Annotated in this window: 18 protein-coding genes; 10 read left to right on the top strand and 8 right to left on the bottom strand. The window is 45.0% G+C overall.

The annotated features are described in order from the left end of the window. Nucleotides 1-80: 80 nt before the first annotated feature. Nucleotides 81-986 (bottom strand): CoB--CoM heterodisulfide reductase iron-sulfur subunit B family protein, encoded by a 906-nt coding sequence (locus P2A85_RS12280; RefSeq protein ID WP_377480303.1) that lies wholly within the window; start codon nucleotides 984-986, stop codon nucleotides 81-83. Between the two features lie 381 nt (nucleotides 987-1,367). Here P2A85_RS12280 and acpP point away from each other — a divergent pair, with 381 nt between their 5' ends. From acpP to P2A85_RS12320, 8 genes are all read left to right on the top strand, one after another. Beyond that, nucleotides 1,368-1,622: an acyl carrier protein gene (gene acpP / locus P2A85_RS12285; protein ID WP_377480305.1), complete on the top strand. Its 255-nt coding sequence runs from the start codon at nucleotides 1,368-1,370 to the stop codon at nucleotides 1,620-1,622. A gap of 98 nt (nucleotides 1,623-1,720) precedes the next feature. Continuing rightward, nucleotides 1,721-2,974 (top strand): beta-ketoacyl-ACP synthase II, encoded by a 1,254-nt coding sequence (gene fabF, locus P2A85_RS12290; RefSeq protein WP_377480308.1) that lies wholly within the window; start codon nucleotides 1,721-1,723, stop codon nucleotides 2,972-2,974. A gap of 555 nt (nucleotides 2,975-3,529) precedes the next feature. After that, entirely contained in the window at nucleotides 3,530-4,138 is a 609-nt protein-coding gene (locus P2A85_RS12295; RefSeq protein WP_377480311.1) for a Uma2 family endonuclease, read from the top strand. A gap of 64 nt (nucleotides 4,139-4,202) precedes the next feature. Continuing rightward, the gene (locus P2A85_RS12300) at nucleotides 4,203-4,808 is read left to right on the top strand and encodes a Uma2 family endonuclease (protein WP_377480313.1); all 606 of its coding nucleotides are present in this window, start codon (nucleotides 4,203-4,205) and stop codon (nucleotides 4,806-4,808) included. A 76-nt stretch (nucleotides 4,809-4,884) separates the two neighbouring features. Then, nucleotides 4,885-5,286, top strand: a complete 402-nt coding sequence (locus P2A85_RS12305; protein ID WP_377480316.1) for a DUF1778 domain-containing protein — start codon at nucleotides 4,885-4,887, stop codon at nucleotides 5,284-5,286. A 292-nt stretch (nucleotides 5,287-5,578) separates the two neighbouring features. Next, the gene (locus P2A85_RS12310; protein WP_377480319.1) at nucleotides 5,579-5,806 is read left to right on the top strand and encodes an addiction module protein; all 228 of its coding nucleotides are present in this window, start codon (nucleotides 5,579-5,581) and stop codon (nucleotides 5,804-5,806) included. Next, nucleotides 5,806-6,102 (top strand): type II toxin-antitoxin system RelE/ParE family toxin, encoded by a 297-nt coding sequence (locus P2A85_RS12315; RefSeq protein ID WP_377480322.1) that lies wholly within the window; start codon nucleotides 5,806-5,808, stop codon nucleotides 6,100-6,102. Before P2A85_RS12310 ends, P2A85_RS12315 begins: the two co-directional genes overlap by 1 nt. Before the next feature lie 332 nt (nucleotides 6,103-6,434). After that, on the top strand, nucleotides 6,435-7,037 hold the full coding sequence (locus P2A85_RS12320; RefSeq protein WP_377480325.1) for a COP23 domain-containing protein: 603 nt from the start codon (nucleotides 6,435-6,437) through the stop codon (nucleotides 7,035-7,037). 153 nt (nucleotides 7,038-7,190) lie between these two features. Here the strand turns inward: P2A85_RS12320 and P2A85_RS12325 are convergent, their stop codons facing one another. The 3 genes from P2A85_RS12325 to P2A85_RS12335 all read right to left on the bottom strand — a co-directional run bounded on the left by P2A85_RS12325 (nucleotide 7,191) and on the right by P2A85_RS12335 (nucleotide 11,155). Then, entirely contained in the window at nucleotides 7,191-8,927 is a 1,737-nt protein-coding gene (locus P2A85_RS12325; protein ID WP_377480329.1) for a tetratricopeptide repeat protein, read from the bottom strand. A 190-nt stretch (nucleotides 8,928-9,117) separates the two neighbouring features. Beyond that, on the bottom strand, nucleotides 9,118-10,200 hold the full coding sequence (psbA, locus tag P2A85_RS12330; protein ID WP_377473574.1) for a photosystem II q(b) protein: 1,083 nt from the start codon (nucleotides 10,198-10,200) through the stop codon (nucleotides 9,118-9,120). A 187-nt stretch (nucleotides 10,201-10,387) separates the two neighbouring features. Continuing rightward, the gene (locus P2A85_RS12335) at nucleotides 10,388-11,155 is read right to left on the bottom strand and encodes a DUF6816 family protein (RefSeq protein WP_377480332.1); all 768 of its coding nucleotides are present in this window, start codon (nucleotides 11,153-11,155) and stop codon (nucleotides 10,388-10,390) included. Between the two features lie 363 nt (nucleotides 11,156-11,518). Here P2A85_RS12335 and P2A85_RS12340 point away from each other — a divergent pair, with 363 nt between their 5' ends. Together P2A85_RS12340 and P2A85_RS12345 are read left to right on the top strand one after the other, a co-directional pair. Beyond that, nucleotides 11,519-13,507 (top strand): iron uptake porin, encoded by a 1,989-nt coding sequence (locus tag P2A85_RS12340; protein ID WP_377480335.1) that lies wholly within the window; start codon nucleotides 11,519-11,521, stop codon nucleotides 13,505-13,507. Nucleotides 13,508-13,533: 26 nt separating this feature from the next. Then, nucleotides 13,534-14,103 (top strand): O-methyltransferase, encoded by a 570-nt coding sequence (locus P2A85_RS12345; protein ID WP_377480338.1) that lies wholly within the window; start codon nucleotides 13,534-13,536, stop codon nucleotides 14,101-14,103. A 925-nt stretch (nucleotides 14,104-15,028) separates the two neighbouring features. Here P2A85_RS12345 and P2A85_RS12350 read toward each other — a convergent pair. From P2A85_RS12350 to rpsP, 4 genes are all read right to left on the bottom strand, one after another. Beyond that, a complete protein-coding gene (locus P2A85_RS12350) occupies nucleotides 15,029-17,182 on the bottom strand; it encodes a mechanosensitive ion channel domain-containing protein (protein WP_377480341.1) in 2,154 nt (717 codons plus the stop codon). A gap of 519 nt (nucleotides 17,183-17,701) precedes the next feature. Further along, a complete protein-coding gene (locus tag P2A85_RS12355) occupies nucleotides 17,702-18,655 on the bottom strand; it encodes a PhoH family protein (RefSeq protein ID WP_377480344.1) in 954 nt (317 codons plus the stop codon). 393 nt (nucleotides 18,656-19,048) lie between these two features. Beyond that, nucleotides 19,049-19,549: a KH domain-containing protein gene (locus P2A85_RS12360; RefSeq protein WP_341736882.1), complete on the bottom strand. Its 501-nt coding sequence runs from the start codon at nucleotides 19,547-19,549 to the stop codon at nucleotides 19,049-19,051. Further along, entirely contained in the window at nucleotides 19,485-19,772 is a 288-nt protein-coding gene (gene rpsP / locus P2A85_RS12365) for a 30S ribosomal protein S16 (RefSeq protein ID WP_340521923.1), read from the bottom strand. The genes P2A85_RS12360 and rpsP overlap by 65 nt, the downstream gene beginning before the upstream one ends. Nucleotides 19,773-19,920: the final 148 nt, after the last annotated feature.

Here is a 19,920-nt window from a genome sequence, read left to right on the forward strand (position 1 = left end):
CGACAAAACTTCACAGTTATTTGATGTTCAGTGTTAGAAAGGACTAAAGTCCTTACTACAAACCTGAGCAAATTCATAGACTAAAAGCCTAATTTTTCCAACAGGGGCTTTGTGGAAACAATATGTCTGTCCAGCCCTAGTTTTTTCGGTTCAACACCCAAGGCCAAAGCCACCAATTGCGGTAAATGCAACACCGGCAAACCTAACTTGCGCCCGATTACTTTCTCCACTTCGGGCTGTCGCGAATCCAAATTTAAGTGACAAAGCGGACAAGGTGTTACCATACAATCGGCACCGTTGTCAAGAGCATCTACAATATGTTTGCCAGCCATCTGAAATGATTGGTTAGTGGCATAACTCGCTAGGGGCCAGCCGCAGCATTGCGTCCGTCCTCGATAGTAAACTGGAGTTGCCCCGATCGCCCGAAACACATTTTCCATCGATTCCGGTTGGTGCGGGTCATCATAAATTAGATGGTCCTGAGCTCGCAGCAAATAACAGCCGTAAAAAGCGGCGCACTTCAAACCCGAAAGTTTGCGAGTGACTCGCTTTTGCACTTCCTCCAAACCGTAGTCGGCAACGATCGCCCACAGCAGATGTTTCACCTCGGTACTGCCTTGATATGGCGAACAGCCTTGTTTTTGCAGTAAACCATTGACTTGTTCTAGGTAGTTGGGATCGGTTTTTTGGGATTGCTTGAGGCGATCGTCCACATGACCAATTACCCCTTGACAAGTGCTGCAATGGGTGAGTAAAGGCAGATTCAGTTGCTCAGCCAATGCAATATTGCGAGCATTGACAGTATCTTCCAGCAACTGCGAATCTTCCTTAAAAGTGCCAGAACCGCAGCAGGAAGCTTTTTTGAGTTCCACCAGTTCGATGCCCAAGGCTTGAGTCAGTGCTTGGGTAGACTGGTAAAGTTCGCGGGCGGCCCCTTGGGCGACGCAACCGGGAAAGTAAGCATATTTGAGATTTTGAGATGGCATAATTGTTTCTGCTGGGTACAACAAGGCAAGGGACAACAAAGGAGAGCGATCCTCTTCGAGGGCTGCGCTAACGAAGTTGGGATGCTTCCTGCTTAGTTGGTGTTCTCCATATCCTTACCTAGTTTTAGACAATTATTAAGGTTGAGTAACCCGATCGGCTAGTCGAGTTGTTGGCAATCTGAGTTTCTGCAAGTTAAAGTTGGATCTAGATCGCAGTCTTAAAATAGCGATCGCACCCCCGCCACAGTCCTGAATTTGCTACCAATGCCCACTGCCGACTCTCTACACACAGTGTCAGTTAGAAAAGCGGCAAGCCTTTTTCCTGAAGATCCCCCTTTCGGATAAGATCAGATACGCAGCAACCAATGAGGAAATGATGGTATGAGTCAAGAGGACATTTTTGCTAAAGTCAAGAAAATCGTGGCAGAGCAACTGGAAGTCGATCCGGATGAAGTCAAGCCAGAAGCCAGCTTTGCTAACGATTTAGGAGCAGACTCCTTAGACACAGTAGAGTTGGTAATGGCTTTGGAAGAAGAGTTTGATATTGAAATTCCAGACGAGGCAGCCGAAGGAATTACTACGGTTCAAGCCTCTGTAGACTTCATCAGCAGCAAACTTGCCGCTCCAAAAGCATAAAATACCAGCCTTTTCCCCTAAGAGGAGACAAGTTAGACAACTGAAAACTCCTCTTTTGTTCTGCGTTCTGGGTGTTTAATTTTTTTGAAACTGAAATCATGACAAATTTAGAGCGTAAGCGCGTTGTTATTACGGGTCTCGGCGCGATTACACCGATCGGTAATACTTTGTCCGAGTATTGGGACGGGTTGCTTGCCGGGAAGAATGGTATAGGCCCGATCACCTTATTCGACTCGTCGCGGCACGACTGTCGCTTTGCCGCAGAGGTGAAGGGTTACGATCCTCACGACTATTTAGAGCGCAAGGAAGCAAAGCGGATGGATCGCTTTGCTCAGTTTGGAGTGTCAGCTAGCAAACAGGCTCTGGCTGATGCGAAGTTTGAGATTAATGACCTGAACGCAGAACAGGTGGGTGTCATTCTTGGCACTGGCATTGGCGGGCTGAAGGTTTTAGAAGACCAGCAAGAGATTTATCTGAATCGCGGCCCCGATCGATGCAGCCCGTTTATGATTCCGATGATGATTGCGAATATGGCTGCTGGCCTGACGGCAATTCAAACGGGCGCTAAGGGGCCGAACTCTTGTACAGTGACGGCTTGTGCTGCGGGGTCAAATGCGGTGGGCGATGCGTTTCGCCTCGTGCAGGGGGGTTACGCCCAAGCCATGATTTGTGGCGGTACGGAAGCTGCGGTGACACCTTTGTGCGTGGCGGGTTTTGCTGCGGCGAGGGCGCTTTCGACTCGCAATGATGACCCGATTCATGCTTGTCGTCCGTTCGATCGCGATCGGGACGGTTTTGTCGTCGGCGAAGGTTCTGGCATTCTAATTCTCGAAGAAATGGAATATGCGATCGCCCGTGGAGCCAGAATTTACGCAGAAATCGTCGGCTACGGCTTAACTTGCGATGCCTACCACATGACTTCCCCAGTACCGGGGGGTAACGGTGCGTCGCGAGCCATGGCTTTAGCCCTCAAGGATGGGGGTTTGACACCAGATATGGTGAGCTATATCAATGCTCACGGTACTAGCACTCTTCCCAACGATTCTACCGAAACCAAGGCAATCAAAAAGACCTTGGGAGACCATGCTTACAAAGTAGCTATTAGTTCTACCAAGTCAATGACCGGTCATCTTTTGGGTGGTTCAGGGGGAATTGAGGCGGTAGCTGCGGTAATGGCGATCGCCAAGGACAAAATTCCGCCGACAATCAATCTGGAAAATCCCGATCCAGAGTGCGATTTGGACTATGTTCCACATCACAGTCGCGATCTAAAAGTTGATGTGGCGCTGTCGAATTCCTTTGGATTTGGTGGCCACAACGTGACGCTGGCCTTCAAGAAGTTTGTTCGGTAGCGGGCAAGTTGAGAGTCGAGAGTCGAGAGTTAAAAGGTGAAAAATTAATTTTTCACCTTTTTATTTGTGATTGGGCGATCGACTATTACATTAACTCCTAATTTTGTTTCCCTACTGGCGTTTTCGTGGCGGCAAATGGCTTTGATTGTAATATATAAATAATTTTGTGGGCATTCAGAAACCGGGTTTATTCCTAAGTTTTGGTGGAATTCCGAGATTGTCGCAGAAACCAGGTTTCTTGGAGTTTGTGGGGAGTTAGAAACCGGGTTTCTGCGATAATTTACGCATCCTCATCGAAATTTAGGAAGAAACCCGGTTTCTTTGCCTCGACGCAGATAAATGCTGCTGCGGTTAAATTAAGGCTTTACAATACAGTTTTATAGGAACAAATGAGAGACGAATTTTGTGCAAGGGTTTCGCCCTCAATAATGAATAGGCGATCGGGTAAAATTGATGAAAGATAAATTTCTACAAATCCGATCGCTTCTGGGTTGAGACAATTATCTAGCTGTAAGCCATAATTATTTAAAGTCTAATTATTTAGGAGGTGCGATCGTGGTTATTACTCAAACCAACCCACCAAATCTGACCGACGCGACAAAGACTCGCTTCACTCTAGATGAATACCGGGCGATCGAGGAAACTGCCCAAGAACGTCACGAATATTGTAACGGAGAGATTATCGCTATGTCAGGAGGTTCCCCCGCTCACAGCCGTATTGCCGTAGATACTACGACTTTTCTCAACGTGGCTCTCCGAGACACCAATTTTCAAACCTATAACGGCGATTTACGAATTTGGATTCCTAGCTTCAATCACGGCACTTATCCCGATGTTACGGTAATTGATGGCGAACCGGAGCTCAATGGCGATCGCACGGATGAAATTCTCAACCCTTTATTGATTGTGGAAATTCTTTCGCCATCTACGGAAGCCTACGATCGCGGTGAAAAGTTCCGAAAATATCGCTCTATTGCTAGTTTCTGTGAATATCTGCTGGTGAGTCAAACTGAACCATATATTGAGCAATATCACAATCTCGATCGCCAAACTAGCGATCGCTGGCAATGGCAAGTGTACGATGGGATCGATCGGGCGATCGTCCTGCACAGCTTGAATATAGAGCTTCCGATGGCTGAAGTCTACCGCCGGATTAGTCTTTAAGGGCGATTTTTTCAAGTTTGAAATGAATCATGTTTAACTAAAAATATAAGTTTAGGAGAAAGCTATGGTTACTCTAATTCAACATCCAGGGCAAAACCAACTTGAAACCCCAGCAGAGGAAAAAGTCTGGACTGATGCTGAATTCATGGCACTCAACCGAGATGGACACCGCTACGAAATTGTAAATGGAGAACTAATTGACATGGGAAATTCGGGTGCAAAACACGGTTATGTTTGCAGTATATTGATGATTTTGCTCGGTGGTTATGTCCACATTCAAAAGCTAGGCGCGATGTTCGATTCCAGCACTGCTTTCAAGATGAAATCAGGAAACAAGCGATCGCCAGATGTTTCATTCATGGCAAAAGAACGCTTGCAAGGGTTAGAAGAACTACCCGATGGCTTTTTAGAAGGTGCGCCGGATCTTGCCGTAGAAATCCTTTCTCCTAGCAATACAGTGGCAGAAATTCACGACAAACTCGTAGAATATTTTGAGAATGGATCGCGTTTAGTTTGGGTGATTAACCCTAAAGAAAAGTATGTGTTGGTGTATCGATCGTCCCAAGAGCCCGATCGCCTGCTCAAGTCCGCTGATTCCCTCGATGGCGAAGAAATCGTCTCCGGCTTTACTCTTCCGGTTGCGGAGTTATTTCAAAAACTGGCGTTTTAATTAATTGGGCGATCGGGCTATAGTTCTTCATCCCAAAGTATGATAGAGTTAATGTATCAAAAACTTATTAAATACTATGACAATTGAAAATCTTGAAGCTGAGGTTCTTGCACTTCCAAAGGACTCTCAAGCAGCACTACTATCGCGACTTATAGAACACTTGTGGCGTGGTGAAATAGATCGAGAAGTTGGGTCGATCGGGGGTGAGGAGGCCCAAAGGTGCGATCTGATAATCAATATCCGAATGAATCAACCTCAAAGCGATTTAATCGATCGCGCGGCTCAAATACAAGGAAAAAGTCCCTCAGAGTTCATGGTGGATTCAGCTTATCAAAAAGCCCAAGATGTTCTTTTAGACCGATGTTTTTTTGGGTTAGATGAAGTTAAATTTAATGAATTTGTGGCATTGCTAGATGCTCAACCTATGGAAAATGAAAAGCTACAGACATTACTAACAACTCAATCTCCCTGGGATTAGAACAAGATAGACAGCAGCTTTCTCCTCCCGAAAAGCTGAATTCATCACATCAAATTGACAGCTTTAATTCAGATAACAATGAGTTAAATGAATGGTTAAAACGTCGTGCTTTAAAAAATGAGTTGGAGGGCGCTTCAAGGACTTACGTTGTCTGCGCTGGCAAAGTGGTTATTGGATATTACTGTCTTGCTAATGGCGCACTAGCACAAACTACTGCAACAGGCAGAGTTAGGCGTAATATGCCCAATCCAAAGTATGATAGAATTAATGTATCATAAAATCCTTAAATATTATGACCATTGAAAATCTTGAAGCTGAGGTTATGGCATTGCCAAGGGATTCTCAAGCAATCTTGCTATCGCGACTCCTAAAGCACTTGGGACAAAGTAGTGAAATCGATCCAGAAGTGGCATCTGTCTGGGTCGAAGAAGCCCAAAGGCGCGATCGAGAAATGGATGGCGGCCAAGTTACTGGGATTCCGGCTGAACAAGTGTTTAAGAAAATTCGCGGGCTTCTGTAATGAAAAACGTGATATTTCATCCACTAGCCGAACAAGAATTAATTGATGCCACTGCCTATCATGAAGAACAAAAACCTGGGCTTGGGCTAGAGTTTTTGGAAGAAGTAGAAGACGCAGTAAACTTCCTCATGCTATATCCTGAAGCTGGTTCAAAGGTTAGAAGTTCTGTTCGTCGGGTGATTTTACCAAAGTTCTCCTACTCTCTGCTTTATCGTATTTTAGAAGGCGATCTGATTCGCATTTTAGCGGTTGCACATCACAAGCGTAGAACACAATACTGGGTTGGGCGAGAGTAGCAGTCTAAAATCAGGTGTTAATGAGGTGCGATCACCCTTCTTCTGCTACTGGGGATAGTAGGGGAGGGGCGATCGCTATTTGATTACCAACAAATGTAGGGTGTGTCATCTACGATAATTGATCGAGCTCGTAATTCCCTCGATCGTCCCAAGAACCTGATCGCCTGCTTAAGTCTACTGATTCCCTAGATGGCGAAGATATCGTCGCTGAGTTTACTCTGGTGATTGCGGAGTTATTTCAGAAACTGGCTTTTTAATGAAAGTGCGATCGGGCGTGCTTTACACTGGGCAGATATGCTATCTTAGAATTATCAAGACATCAAGCTGCTTTAATGTCACATAAAGAATCTTTTCTAAAAAGAAATCTAGTTATCAATATAACTGCTTGTGCAGTGGGCATCGCCAGCTTGGGCTACACCATATATACTGGCTGGCGCCCTCCTATATTGGGCTGGAACGATCGCTTTTATTGTGCTGCACCGAAGGACGAGGGGGATGTTTGGAAGGTAATTTATCGTAATGAGCAAGGTGAGAAACCTTGGCTGAAGATAATAACAAGCTTAGATGCCGATAAATGGCAACCTGCAAAACGGTGTCAAGCCATTGCTGATCGGATGGAAGATTATCGAAAAGATGGTCTGACAGCCTTGGACTATCGCCGTGATGATAACACGCCCGGTCAATGGGTTATTTGTGCCAGAACAAAGAAAACTGATAACTGTAGTTTGCTGTTGACCCTAAGACCTGACAAACAAGACCCTTATAAAGCTCTTGATGAAGTGCTGGGTAATCTAAAGCCAGGAACTGATGGTTACCCCGAAAATAGTGATGGCGGTCGGCTTCCGAGTATTTCTCCATCGGAGGCGGTATCTATTAATTTACAGCCCTATTTAGCAAAAGAGGATAGCACAATACCTTCAACGGTCAAGAAGTAATACAGTTTACTAAAATTTTTTCCACAAATACTCGGAATAAATTGCTCATAGACATCTCCAGAAAAGCCAGTGAATGGCAGACAGGATGCCTGCTGCACAATAATTATTGGAGAGGTCTATTAGTTGTGCCTTCAAGACTATTGCGTTCTGGGACTATTGCGGTGGTTGAGCTAACTTGCTATTTACCCGGTTTCGCCCATCTATGGCTAATTGCCAGCCAGGTGAAATTTTTAGGGCTTTCTCATAATACTGTAGAGCATCGTTATAATATGCTAATCCCTCTAACGCTACCCCTTTCAAATAGAATGCACCAGCAGTTTTTGAGTCAATTTTGATTGCCTTTTCGCAAGCTATCAGTGCATTTTCATGCTGTTTTAATTCGTTTAGGGCCCAACATTTACCAGTCCAGGCATCGTAAAAGTTATCCTCAATTTTTGTCGATTTTTCATAAGATTCTCGAGCTTTTTCATACTCTTTCAATTGCATTAATGAATTCCCTCTCTTATTCCAAGAATCAGCATCGTTTGAATTGAGTTTAGTAAATTGGTCGTAAGATTGAAAAGCTTCTTGATATAGACTCAAGTTATAAGCAACATTGCCTCGAAATAACCAATTAATACGGTCAGTAGGATCGAGCTTAGTGGCTTTATCGTAGGCTTCAAAAGCCTCTTGCGTCCGACTTATTTTCTCTAGCGCCCGACCTTTTTTATACCAGTGTTCATCGTAGTTGGGTTCTGATTTTATCGCTTGATCGTAAGAGTCGATAGCATCTTTATACCGTTCCAATTTATTTAGTATATCAGCTCGATTAATCCAAGCCAAAGCATCATTAGGTTGTAATTTGGTAACTTGATCTATAGATTTCAATGCCTGATCGTATCTTTCTAGTGTGTATAACGCTGAGCTTTTGTTACTCCAAGCATCAGCGTAGTCTGGCTTAATTTTAATTGCTCTATCGAAGGATTTAATAGCATCTTCGTGGTTCTTTAACATCACTTGGGCTTGACCTTTTTTATAAAAAGCTTCAGCGTAATCAGCCTTAATTTTGATTGCTTCTTCATAGGCAGCTACCGCACCTTCATAATCAGAGCGAGTGTAAGAACCTTCGCCAAAACTAAACCACTTTCTGGCATTTTGCAAAACATCGGGTTGACTAGATATATTGAAATCTTTGGGATAGCTGTTGATCGGGATACCCCACTTTAACCCGGTATTACCAATTTGCTTCCCTGAAGCTTCATCACCTTTTCCAGTCACACTCGCTTGTTGGCGATCGCTAAGTGAACGCACTTCTACATCAGTCAAACCGTGCACTGCAATCACTAGACCCTCCTTGTTCACCACTGGACCACCGCTAGTGCCACCGATAGTCTGAGCATTGTAAGAAATGCCGTAGCCTAATACTTTAGCAGCTTTTGCTGTTACATTGCCAGGAACAAACTGGAATACTAAATTAGATGGTTTACTATCCGCCGGAGCCGGAAACCCTCCCACGTTAATGACATCTTCTACCCTTACTTTGTCCGAGTCAGCAAAACTGAGAGGTTTATAGGTGCATCCTTTGTCGCCTTCTGCCTTGAATGTCACCACTGCCAAATCCAGGTTTTCGCCGATTCGTTGAAAATTGGCAGCAGACCAAATTTTATCGTCATAGGTTCTTAACTTTAAATCATCGCTAACTACTACATGAGCGGCTGTGAGTACGGCACAAACTTCTTTTGGTCCCTGAATGAAAAACCCACTCCCACTACCCTTTTTGTCTCCGGCAGCAAAAATCAAAACGGTACTTTCCTGAACTTTCTGGTTGATAGGTATAGTTTGACAACCAGTTACGAATAAAGCGGACAAAGCTAGAACAGTACAGGCAGGGAGGTAACGCCAAGGCAGCATAGTGTAATTCCCAAAATATATATTTTAAGCTGAAATACCCTTTGATTACCCATTATGACACGGCATAATCTCAACCATGGGTTGGCATTATTTACAAAATGTTAATTATTGTCAATTATAAATTCAGATTTCCCCAAACAAAAAGCGCCCCTATTTCTAGGAGCGCTTTTTGTTTATCTCAAGTTAAAAATTAACCGTTGATAGAAGGAGCAACCAATGCAACTGGAGTTGTTTCGCCAGCAGCCAAGTCGAGTGGGAAGTTGTGAGCGTTGCGCTCGTGCATTACTTCCATACCCAAGTTAGCCCGGTTGATCACATCAGCCCATGTATTGATTACACGACCTTGAGAGTCGATAATCGATTGGTTGAAGTTGAAACCGTTCAAGTTGAAAGCCATGGTGGAGATACCTAGTGCTGTGAACCAGATACCTACAACTGGCCATGCACCTAACAAGAAGTGCAAGGAACGGCTGTTGTTGAAGGAAGCGTATTGGAAGATCAAACGACCGAAGTAGCCGTGGGCTGCAACGATGTTGTAGGTTTCTTCTTCTTGACCGAATTTGTAACCGTAGTTTTGCGATTCGGTTTCGGTTGTTTCACGAACCAAGGAAGATGTTACCAAGGAACCGTGCATGGCGGAGAACAAAGAACCACCGAAGACACCAGCAACTCCCAACATATGGAAGGGGTGCATCAGGATGTTGTGCTCAGCTTGGAACACGATCATGAAGTTGAATGTACCGGAGATACCCAAAGGCATACCGTCTGAGAAGGAACCTTGACCGATCGGGTAGATCAAGAATACTGCGGTAGCTGCTGCAACTGGTGCAGAGTAGGCTACGCAAATCCAAGGACGCATACCTAGGCGGTAGGACAATTCCCACTCACGACCCATGTAGCAAAATACACCGATCAGGAAGTGGAAAATCACTAGCTGGTAAGGGCCGCCGTTGTACAACCACTCATCGAGGGAAGCTGCTTCCCAGATTGGGTAGAAGTGTAAGCCAATGGCGTTGGAAGAAGGAACAACAGCACCTGTGATGATGTTGTTACCGAACATCAAGGAACCTGCAACTGGTTCGCGGATGCCGTCGATGTCCACTGGAGGAGCTGCGATGAAGGCAACGATGTAGCAGATGGTGGCAGTTAAGAGGGTAGGAATCATCAAGACACCGAACCAACCGATATAAATCCGGTTGTCTGTGCTTGTGACCCATTCGCAGAAGCGTTCCCAGACGTTGGCGCTTTCGCGCTGTTGTAAGGTTGTTGTCATGGTTTTATGATTGCTGTATTTGGTTGTCAATGTTCGGATGATGTCTCTATTATTACGGCTATCACTACGATTTGTAAAGGGGTGTAACGACAGTTAAACTGATGAGGGTTATAAGCTGGGCTTATGTAAGGGATTGGTTGCTGTGTGTTATGTAGTCTAGGTGGATGGGAATGCAAAGCTATGGTGATTATGCTGGCTTCAACTCCAACCGATATCGGTACAAAGCGACAGGACGCCCCCTAGCAGCAAAATAATCCGGGTCTTGTGGCGACAAATAAATCGCTGTCACCTGATCGGCTTCAATTCTTTTACTTGCAGAGTCGTCGCCCCCAACAAATCGATAAGCCGTAGTTGTTTCCACTTCATTTAAATAAATATCCGACTCTCCCCGAAATACCTGCTGAGAAATCTCTGTAGACACAAATCGATCGGGATTTGGTGTCTCAGTTCCCCGACCGGTCACAATTGAAATGAGCTGCTTTTCCCCTTTCAAAACAGTAATTTGGCGGTTGGGATTGGTCGGATCGACTTTGACTGAAAGTACAGCGCCATCGCCCAAATAAGCCTTAGCGATATTGAAACCATTGAAAGTGCGATCGGCTACAATTTCATGAGTTCGCTTATCTTTTTTATTTAAAATCAAACCCAAATTTTGTTCTGGTTCAAACCGTACTTTAAATAATACTGGTTGCTGCAAATAGCGTCGATTTCCCTCAAACCCAGGACTGACAATATTTGGGGCTAAAGGGGCTGCTAAATCGACCAAAGTGCTCGCAACATTCCAATTACCAGCCATCCAGTCTGGATAAACCAAATCTCCCTTAGCTACAGCGATAGGAGGTTTGCTGTCCCAAACCGGAAAACTCGATAGGCGATCGCCCAAAACCCCCGCCCTCGCATCACCACTCCACAAAAGTAACGCCCAAACCAAACAAAAACTCCAAATTGCTCTCATACCAAACAGCCCTCTTTGATCGTATCAAATCCGTTGACATAGGAATTATTATTTCTCTCTTCTCTTCCTTCGCGTCCTTTGCGCCTTCGTGGTTAAATCATTCCGATACAACCGGAATTGATATAACACATTGGGCCAACCTCTTTGACAACATATATTTCTCTTCTTTTTCTTCTTTTTCTTCTTTCTCTATTCTGTGCGTTCTACTCGCCTAAAAGAATTTATGATAGCAAATTACCCACCAAGGGTGAAACATCAAGGTTGGAGATTGCTTGCTCACCACAAACGACGAAATAAAAAGTTAGTGAGTGGAGAAGTTGTGATATTGTTTTTGAAACTAAGATGTGAGGGTGAGTATCAACTATGAATACACTTGTTTACAAAACTTTAGTAGTTACGCTAACTGTTTTAGGTAGTGGACTGACGCCGGCAGCGATCGCCCAGACCGTCGATTCCCCAATTACAGAACAACCAACTGCTTCACCAGCCAACAGCGAGGAAACCGATCCTCAAATAAATGTACAACCAGAGGCAGTCCCAGAGTCAGTAGTTAGCGCTGAAAAGGTTGGGGATAATTCCCTCAACGGCGTGTTGCTCCCAACCACTACTAACCAAGAAATACCAACGCAGAAAGCCGAAGATTTCAATCAATATCTAAGTCTAAATCAGGACAGAGGATCTTCGAGGGCCAAGGAAAATTCCTTAGTTTCCAATCCATCGCCAGAGAACATATTGACGGAACAGGTACTTCCTATCTCTGGACAAACAGCAGAACTTCCACAACAGGATACCTCACTCTTTGATAATATATTGCCAGCAACGGGAAAAACCGTCAACCCCCTCTTTGACAAAAAAACATCAGAGGACAACACATCGATCGACCAAGTGACCTCAGTCTCCCAGCTATCCGACGTGAAGCCAACAGATTGGGCATTTCAAGCATTACAATCTCTAGTCGAACGGTACGGTTGTATCGCGGGATATCCTGACGGCACATTTCGCGGCAACCGGGCTATGACTCGCTACGAATTTGCCGCCGGTTTAAACGCTTGCTTGGATAAGGTGAGGGAGCTAATTACCTCTGGGACGATCAACTTAGCTACCAAAGAAGACTTGGCAGCCGTCCAACGGCTGCAAGAAGAATTTGCAGCGGAATTGGCGACTCTGCGGGGGCGCGTAGATACCCTGGAAGCTCGATCGGCTGAACTCGAAGCCAACCAATTCTCCACAACCACAAAGCTGAACGGTCAGGTGTTGACTTATCTGGGAGATGCTTTTGGTAAAAATGCTAGTGAGGCGAATAACACTGCATTCGGCTATAGAGTCCGACTCAACTTAAATACCAGTTTCACGGGTAAAGATAACTTGTTAGTCGGACTGGAAGCCACAAATTTAAGACGGCTTAACGCTGCTACCGAATTTCCGCAAAGCCGTTTGAGGGGTGCAACTGATGAAACGCTTTTTTCTGCCACTAACACATCTGGGGATGGAAGTTTTAAGCTCAACGCTTTGCAATACAGTTTCCCGGTGGGTGACAAACTACAGGTTTTTCTAAATGCCTTTTCTAGCGATCGGATACTTTCAGCACCCCTGAGTCCATTTTCCAGCTCTACAACAGGATCTATATCGTACTTTGGTTCAATGAACCCGATCCTGTACCCCACGGGTCAGCAGACAGGGATTGGCGTACAGTGGAAAGCAACTCCCTGGTTGAACGTCGATTTCTCGGCCGGCAGCGAATCCCGGACAAACGACCCGACTGTAGGTCTCTTCAGTGGTGGCTACAGTGGTTCTGTACGAACGATCTTCACTTTCAACAAGCTCAATCTTGCTTTAAATTATATCCACTTCTACTCTCCTCAATTTGGGGCTGATACGGCGAGTGGTAGTAACGCTGCCAAAGTTGTGGGGGCTGGGCCCGTTGTCGGCAACGCATATCTTCCTGGAATCTCCTATCGAGTCTCCCCGACTTTGGGGTTAAGCGGTTCTGTTGGTTTGATTAAGGCTCGTGCCTTGGGCAATGGTACTAAGGGAGATGCTAATGTGTTGGACTATCGTTTTTCTATGGCTTTTTATGACATAGGTAAAAAAGGCAACTTAGCTGGTATTGTTTTTGGGGTGCAGCCCCGGCTGACCAATACGAGCAATGGGGCGATCGCTCAAGCGATTGGTTTACCCGCAGGACAACGCCGCGATCGCGACATGGGATTTCACATCGAAGCCTTTTACACCCATCTACTGACCGACAATATCACTATTACCCCTGGTATAATCTGGTTGACCGCCCCCAACCATGACGATCGCAACCCGGATGTTGTTGTGGGAGTAGTGAGAACAACCTTCTCTTTTTAACTTAAATAACCTATCAAGAGTTTCCGATGAACCAACAAGTTTTAGCAGTAATTGAGAAAATCAGTGTCCTCGGTGGCGAACAGTACGGGGAAAGTGCTTGGCGAAATCCAATTCGCAAAGACACCGGCCCAATTTTGCAAGCACTTGTGATGGCATCCCAACCCAAGACTGTCCTTGAATTAGGCACTGGTTATGGTCTTTCTACTTGTTATCTAGCATTGGGAAATAGCGAAACTATCATTCATACTGTCGAGTTTGATAGTGCTGTGGCCGAGGAAGCTAAGAAACACTTTGAATTAGCGGGAATTTCCCATCGAATTAAACAGTGGGTGTGTCCTTCTTCTGAGGCAATTTCCAAAATCCCCCAGGAGATTCCTGTGCCAGATTTTGTGTTTATCGATCACGCGAAACGGCCTTATAAAGACGATGTTTCTGCTATTATCGAAAGCTGTGGTGGTCAGCAGATACTTCTGGTTGCTGATAATGTGGAAGATCGGAAGCAGGAACTTGCCGATTTTCTGGATTGGTTTCCCTCAATTGCCCTCAATTTAACGATTATTTCGACTCAATGTGGTTTGCTGGTTGCCAGGGTATAATTAGGCTTTTGCTGAATCAGCAGGCAGAAATTTTGCCACACATAAGCTGTTCTCCATTTAAACCAGTAACGAGGCTAGTAGGGGGCCACGGGTAGAACCCTTACGCTGAAACGGAAAACCTGATAATACTGACGCACCCTACGCCCCTAAGTTTAAATGCCCAACAGCTTACCGTCCGTCAATGAAAATACCAAATCCGGCTTAAACACCTCCTTTATCCCTTAGTCTGCTCCGGCAGACTTCGTTTGTGTAGTAGCGGTTTCAACCGCCGAATCACAAAAAGGGTGGCAAACTCGGATTTGGTATTGTTAAATCACAACAGATTTTGTAGGTTGGGTTAACGCGAGAGCGAAACCCAACTCTTTTAGACCTCTCCTAAGAAGATAGCCAAGAACAGGCAGGATGCCTGTTCCACAATAATTATGGGAGATGTCTTTTAAAATAATGTGTTGGGTTTCGCTGACGCTCTACCCAACCTACAAAATCTATGCGAGAAACTTGCGCGGGCGCTGGATTCACAAGTGAGGAGTGAGACCCCTCAGACCATTGGTGTCAACTTAAGGTCAAACCCAGTCAGAGACAGTTGTTTGACTATTAAATCTAGATCCGAACGAGCCCCCCTTAAGAAGGGGGGGACAAGAGTCTTCTCAAAGTCCCCCTTCTTAAGGGGGATTTAGGGGGATCTAGACTTGGCTATGAACTAGAGATACCAAGGCTTTCAGGCTTAAGTTGACACCTATGCCCTCAGACATTCGCCAACAGTGTCTTTCAACCGCCGAATCACAAAAAGGGTGGCAAACTCGGATTTGGTATTGTTAAATCACAACAGAAAATGCTCCAGATTGTAGACTCGCCATAATTAACTTGCTTTCCCAGCAATCTGCATGATTTTTCCTAGAAAAAGTGCTCTGAGTTAATTCGTCACTTATTTGAGCGCTGGCTTTGCAGTTTCTGGGTGAAGCAATTGTTTTTCAGTGAATTCTCGATCGAGAGTTAGAGAATTATTCTCATCACTTTCAGGGAGAATCCGAATATCTTGTGCGGGCGCCCCGAGTTTAATCCCTTCTTGCTCAAACCTGGTTTGGATTGTGCGGAGAATATCGGCTGATACTTTCCAAAATTCGTCAGTTTTTGCCCAGCCGCTAGCAATCAGATTAATGTATTCGTCTTCTAGGTCAAACACAAAAGTTGAAGGCGCTGGCTCTTCCAAAATTTGAGGGTGGGATTTGAAAATGTCTACGAGCACTTTCTCTATATTTGTCACATCTTGATCGAAGCTAATCCGAAAGCTAAATTTAACTTTGCGAATGTCACTGGTGGTGAGGTTTTCTATCGTGTCACTCCAAACAGCGTTGTTGGGAATTGTAAACATCTGACCCCCAAATCCTTTGATTTTGGTATTGGCTAAACTGATGGAATCTACCCACCCCCATAGGGAGCCGATTTTCACTTCATCACCGACATCAAAGGGTTTGTAAACCATGATCATCAACCCGCTAGCAAAGTTACCGAGGTTGCTTTGCAAAGCAAAGGCAAAGATAAAACTCGCACCCCCAAGTACAGTCAAAACAGGCGCGAGACTAACCTCTAGTGCTGTCAAAGCTAAGAGTACGCCAACTACAAGTCCCCCTCGATTGATGACAACAACGATAAATTGGCGCATCAATTTGGAGGTTTTAGAAAGTTTCAGCAGCTTGCTAATCACGAAGCTTAGTATTTGAGAAACGATCGCGGAAGCCAAGACAATACCGACAAATTTACCGATATTACTAACCCAACGCAAACCACCTTCATCTGATTTCAACCAACTGAGGACTCTGACGCCTAGACCTTCAGTATCCTTCACATCAATTTCGGCTTTAGTGATAGCTTCAATGTATTTGCGGTAATATTTGGAGTCCCCACCTTTGCGGTCTAATTCTTCTAAAATCACGTTGAAGCGGTCTACAACGGCTGTTCGCCCAGACTGGAGATTGGTAGCATTGACCACCAGTTGGTTCTTCAATGCTGATTCATCTTTAGCATTCGCTTGCAACTTGTCTGACGTTTTTGCAAGCTGCCCTTTTTTGTCTTGGTTTGCTTGACTGTTAGCAGCAGCAGACGAACCCGCAGTTCCTGTTTCACCGCCAGTCTTGATTTTCGTGTTTTCAAGGGTGCTTGTGGCTTCATCGAGCTTCTGAGCAGATTTTTCCGCAGCGCCTGTACCACCAGTGGTAGAAGCCCCGCTAATCGCTTCCCGCGCTTTTTTGACTTGTGCGGTAGCCTCTTCTAATTTTTGGGTGGCTTCCTGGTATTCCGGCGATTTGGGATCGGCAATAGCTTTTTGGGCTTTTTCTGCGTCCTCATAGGCTTTAATTGCCTTGTCTAGCGCGTCAATTTTTTCAGTAGCCGCAGTGTACGCCGGCGAGTCGGCGGGTATCTTCTCTCGCTCTTTCTTCGCTTCGTCTAGGGTTTGTTTTGCCTGATCTACTTCGCCTGTTTTCTCCGCTTTTTTTAAGGCATCGTTTAGGGTACTGTCCTGTTTAAGTTCCTTTTTGGTTTGAGTTGCTTCTTTGAGCCCTTCCTGGGCTTTTTTGAGTTTTTCTTTAGCTTCTTCTGCCTTTTTAGTGGCTTCTTTGTATTCTGCTGAGTCTGGGGATGCGCTCTTGAGAGCTTTGTCGCTTTCTTCTAGTGCTTTCTTAGCTTCGTCTAGGGAACCTGCAACTTCTTGTTGTTTTTTGATGGAGCGATTTTGACGCTTGATGGCGATTTCGGCATCGCTAATTTCTTTGACTTTTTGTTGGAGCAACAATTGCCACGCTGCGGCTTCGTTTTGGAGTTCATCCAAAGTGAGCGGTTTGACTAGCAGTTGCAATTCCTCAACTGGAATTTCAGGATCTTTAGTCGTAACTGCTGCTTTGGGATCTGCTTTTGGTGGAGGCTCAATTTTCTCAGCTTTAGGTGAGGCTGTGGCTTCCTCTGAGGCTGTGGCTTCGGCTTCTTGCGATCGCGCCGGCATTCCCCAGAGTGCGAAACAACTAACAACTCCGATCAAAAAAATTGCACGGACTCTTTTGGGTAACATTTTATTGTTTGTCATGAAAATATTTTCCCTGAATTTGAAATTTCTTTAAGCAAGTCGTTGTCTCTAATTTCCACCCAAAAAAGTATGAAGTAGGGAGACTGCTAAGATTCTATCTGAGTTATGATAAATTCTCATCTTTACAAAGCTGAACTTTTGTTAATAATTATTAACTAGCTTAATCGACCATAGACTCTGCTAGTCTATGCAGGTATCAGAAACAATCATTAAAATAATCTTAAACATTTTGGCTCTCTCGGATATTTGGTGATAAGTAATGCTTATAGGTTGGCAAAATCAAGGGTTTGAGCTTTCACGATTAAGAAATTTAGTATTGATTGCTACATTTTTCACCAAATATCCGAGAGAGCCATAGGTTATTCGTTATGAGTTAGTTATGTGGTTTTTTGTGGAAACTTTCATCCCACACTAACCGAGGCGGTATAGTGTGGGGATTCCCGTCTGTTTAGCTAACCAATAACCAATAACCAATAACCAATAACCCATAACCAATAACCCATAACCAATGACTAATGACTATTTTTCATGTAATTCGTAAGCGGCTACAATCCGCTGCACTAACGGGTGTCGCACCACATCCGCCTGAGAAAATTCGCAGAAAGCAATCCCCTCAACATTACCGAGAATTTTTTGTGCAACTGCTAATCCCGACTGTTGATTGGGAGGTAAATCGGTTTGAGTGATATCGCCTGTAACCACCATTCTCGATCGAAAACCCAGACGAGTCAACACCATTTTCATCTGAGCCGGTGTGGTATTTTGAGCTTCATCTAAAATTACGAAAGCATTACTGAGGGTGCGCCCGCGCATATAAGCTAAAGGAGCTACTTCAATCAGCCCTCTTTCCATTAAATCGGCCATTTTTTCGGGCTCGATCATTTCTTGGAGGGCATCGTAAAGCGGCCGCAAATAAGGATCGACTTTTTGCTGCAAATCTCCCGGTAAAAAGCCTAATTTTTCCCCGGCTTCTACGGCTGGCCTAGTTAAAATTAGCTTTTCATACTGCTTGCTTAACAGGGCTTGGATGGCGAAAATAGCTGCTAGAAATGTTTTGCCAGTACCGGCTGGCCCGATGCAAAAAGTCAGGTCATGGGTGCGTACTGCTTGGACGTACTGTCGCTGCTTGAAGGTTTTGGCTCTGATTTCTTCGCCACGGCGGGTTTTGGCGAGAACGTCTCGCTGCAAGTCTTGTAAATCGTCTTGGCGGTTGGTATCGAGAGCGAGGCGCGCTGTCTGGATTTCCACTCCGGTAATTGTTTTACCTGCTTTCCAGAAGTCGGAGAGCGATCGCACTAATTTATGACACAATTCTACTTGATTTTTTGTGCCGGAAATCAGCAGTTCTTGGCCACGCATGACTAAGTTTGCGCCGGTTTGCTTAGAGATAGTTTTCAGATTTTGTTCTTGATGGCCGGCAAGCGACATGGCGCTTTGAGGGCTCGGCAACTCTATGATTAGTGTTTCAGTCATGCCAACATAAGCTCCCTCCAAATAAGCAATTAAAAGTTAACAATTACCAGTTAGATTGGTCGCATTTTGCAAACAAAAAAGCGCCCGATACTAGCTTTTACCTAGTATCTAAGGCGTCTTTTAGATTTAGCTCCCAAATGAGTTTGGTGCTTGAGGTACAAATCAAATCTCCTTTCTATCAAGTCAGGCAACTTTAGATGTTAGATTTTAGATGTGAGATTTTAGATTTTAGATTTTAGATCTATCTAATCCCGTTCATATTTTAGATTTGAATTTTTTGCCCGATCGCACAATCGGCCAACTAAAATCAGACGGGATTTGTAAAAAAAAGTTTACAACAGACAATCTAAAATCTAAAACTATTTGGTTGCAGACTTGTTCGCCACAGAGCAGTTAATAGCCTGGAGTATTTCTGCTGGTTCTAAACGTAGGTGTATTAGTGCGGCGAGGTTGCTCTCTGGGAGCTCTGCTAGGTAAGGTCGTGGGTGGCGGTGCGGAGGTTCGGGGTCGGAAGTCTCCTCGATCGCGAGAACCGCGATCGGGGCGATCGGGCCTGGGTGCAGGCGATCGCATTTCACCAGCTTCACCATCGTATATGTCTAAGTAGACGGACTGGCCGGCCGTCTGTGCCACCGCTTCGAGGGTAGTTCTAATAGCCTGAATATTACGTCCACCCCTACCGTATACCCGTCCTTTGTCTGGATCGTCAAAAGCTAGTCTCACCCAGACCCGCGACTGACGGGGGTGGATTTCACAATCAACCCGCAAAGAGCCTGGGGACTCTAAAAAAGGGCCTATTAAAAATTTCACCAGTCCAGCGTAGTTGGGACTAGCTAACGGAGGCTGTGTTGCTGGATTCAATGTTAGCTCCGGCTCCGACTTGTTCAAATACATTCGCTTTTCTCAGGATGTCACGCACAGTGTCAGTTGGCTGAGCGCCTTGTTGCAGGCGCTTGACAATCGCTGGAACATCCAGCCTCGTTTCGTTATTTCTGGGGTTGTAAAAGCCGAGCTCTTCTAGAGGGCGGCCGTCGCGGCGGGTAGAACTGTTCATCGCTACAATCCGGTAGCTTGCCTCGCGTTTCTTCCCGTATCTCTTTAATCGCAGTTTGATCATCTTCTTGCACAATAGTCCTCTAGTAATTGTGACATACAACAAGGACACATCACAATGCTGTGGGAATTGGGAATTGGGCATGGGGCATTGTTGACTGTTCGCTGTTGACTGTTCGCTGTTCGCTGACAACGGTCAACTGACAACTGAC

The sequence above is a fragment of the Microcoleus anatoxicus genome (assembly GCF_042465725.1).
Classification (GTDB): domain Bacteria; phylum Cyanobacteriota; class Cyanobacteriia; order Cyanobacteriales; family Microcoleaceae; genus Microcoleus; species Microcoleus anatoxicus.

Bases quoted from the DNA above. Each gene is read 5' to 3' on its own strand.
- P2A85_RS12360 (WP_341736882.1), bottom strand. From the start codon at position 19,549: ATGTATTTGAACAAGTCGGAGCCGGAGCTAACATTGAATCCAGCAACA.
- P2A85_RS12325 (WP_377480329.1), bottom strand. From the start codon at position 8,927: ATGCTGCCTTGGCGTTACCTCCCTGCCTGTACTGTTCTAGCTTTGTCC.
- acpP (WP_377480305.1), top strand. From the start codon at position 1,368: ATGAGTCAAGAGGACATTTTTGCTAAAGTCAAGAAAATCGTGGCAGAG.
- P2A85_RS12315 (WP_377480322.1), top strand. From the start codon at position 5,806: ATGAAAAACGTGATATTTCATCCACTAGCCGAACAAGAATTAATTGAT.
- P2A85_RS12280 (WP_377480303.1), bottom strand. From the start codon at position 986: ATGCCATCTCAAAATCTCAAATATGCTTACTTTCCCGGTTGCGTCGCC.
- P2A85_RS12320 (WP_377480325.1), top strand. From the start codon at position 6,435: ATGTCACATAAAGAATCTTTTCTAAAAAGAAATCTAGTTATCAATATA.
- P2A85_RS12355 (WP_377480344.1), bottom strand. From the start codon at position 18,655: ATGACTGAAACACTAATCATAGAGTTGCCGAGCCCTCAAAGCGCCATG.
- P2A85_RS12310 (WP_377480319.1), top strand. From the start codon at position 5,579: ATGACCATTGAAAATCTTGAAGCTGAGGTTATGGCATTGCCAAGGGAT.
- P2A85_RS12350 (WP_377480341.1), bottom strand. From the start codon at position 17,182: ATGACAAACAATAAAATGTTACCCAAAAGAGTCCGTGCAATTTTTTTG.
- psbA (WP_377473574.1), bottom strand. From the start codon at position 10,200: ATGACAACAACCTTACAACAGCGCGAAAGCGCCAACGTCTGGGAACGC.
- P2A85_RS12305 (WP_377480316.1), top strand. From the start codon at position 4,885: ATGACAATTGAAAATCTTGAAGCTGAGGTTCTTGCACTTCCAAAGGAC.
- rpsP (WP_340521923.1), bottom strand. From the start codon at position 19,772: ATGATCAAACTGCGATTAAAGAGATACGGGAAGAAACGCGAGGCAAGC.
- P2A85_RS12340 (WP_377480335.1), top strand. From the start codon at position 11,519: ATGAATACACTTGTTTACAAAACTTTAGTAGTTACGCTAACTGTTTTA.
- fabF (WP_377480308.1), top strand. From the start codon at position 1,721: ATGACAAATTTAGAGCGTAAGCGCGTTGTTATTACGGGTCTCGGCGCG.
- P2A85_RS12300 (WP_377480313.1), top strand. From the start codon at position 4,203: ATGGTTACTCTAATTCAACATCCAGGGCAAAACCAACTTGAAACCCCA.
- P2A85_RS12335 (WP_377480332.1), bottom strand. From the start codon at position 11,155: ATGAGAGCAATTTGGAGTTTTTGTTTGGTTTGGGCGTTACTTTTGTGG.
- P2A85_RS12345 (WP_377480338.1), top strand. From the start codon at position 13,534: ATGAACCAACAAGTTTTAGCAGTAATTGAGAAAATCAGTGTCCTCGGT.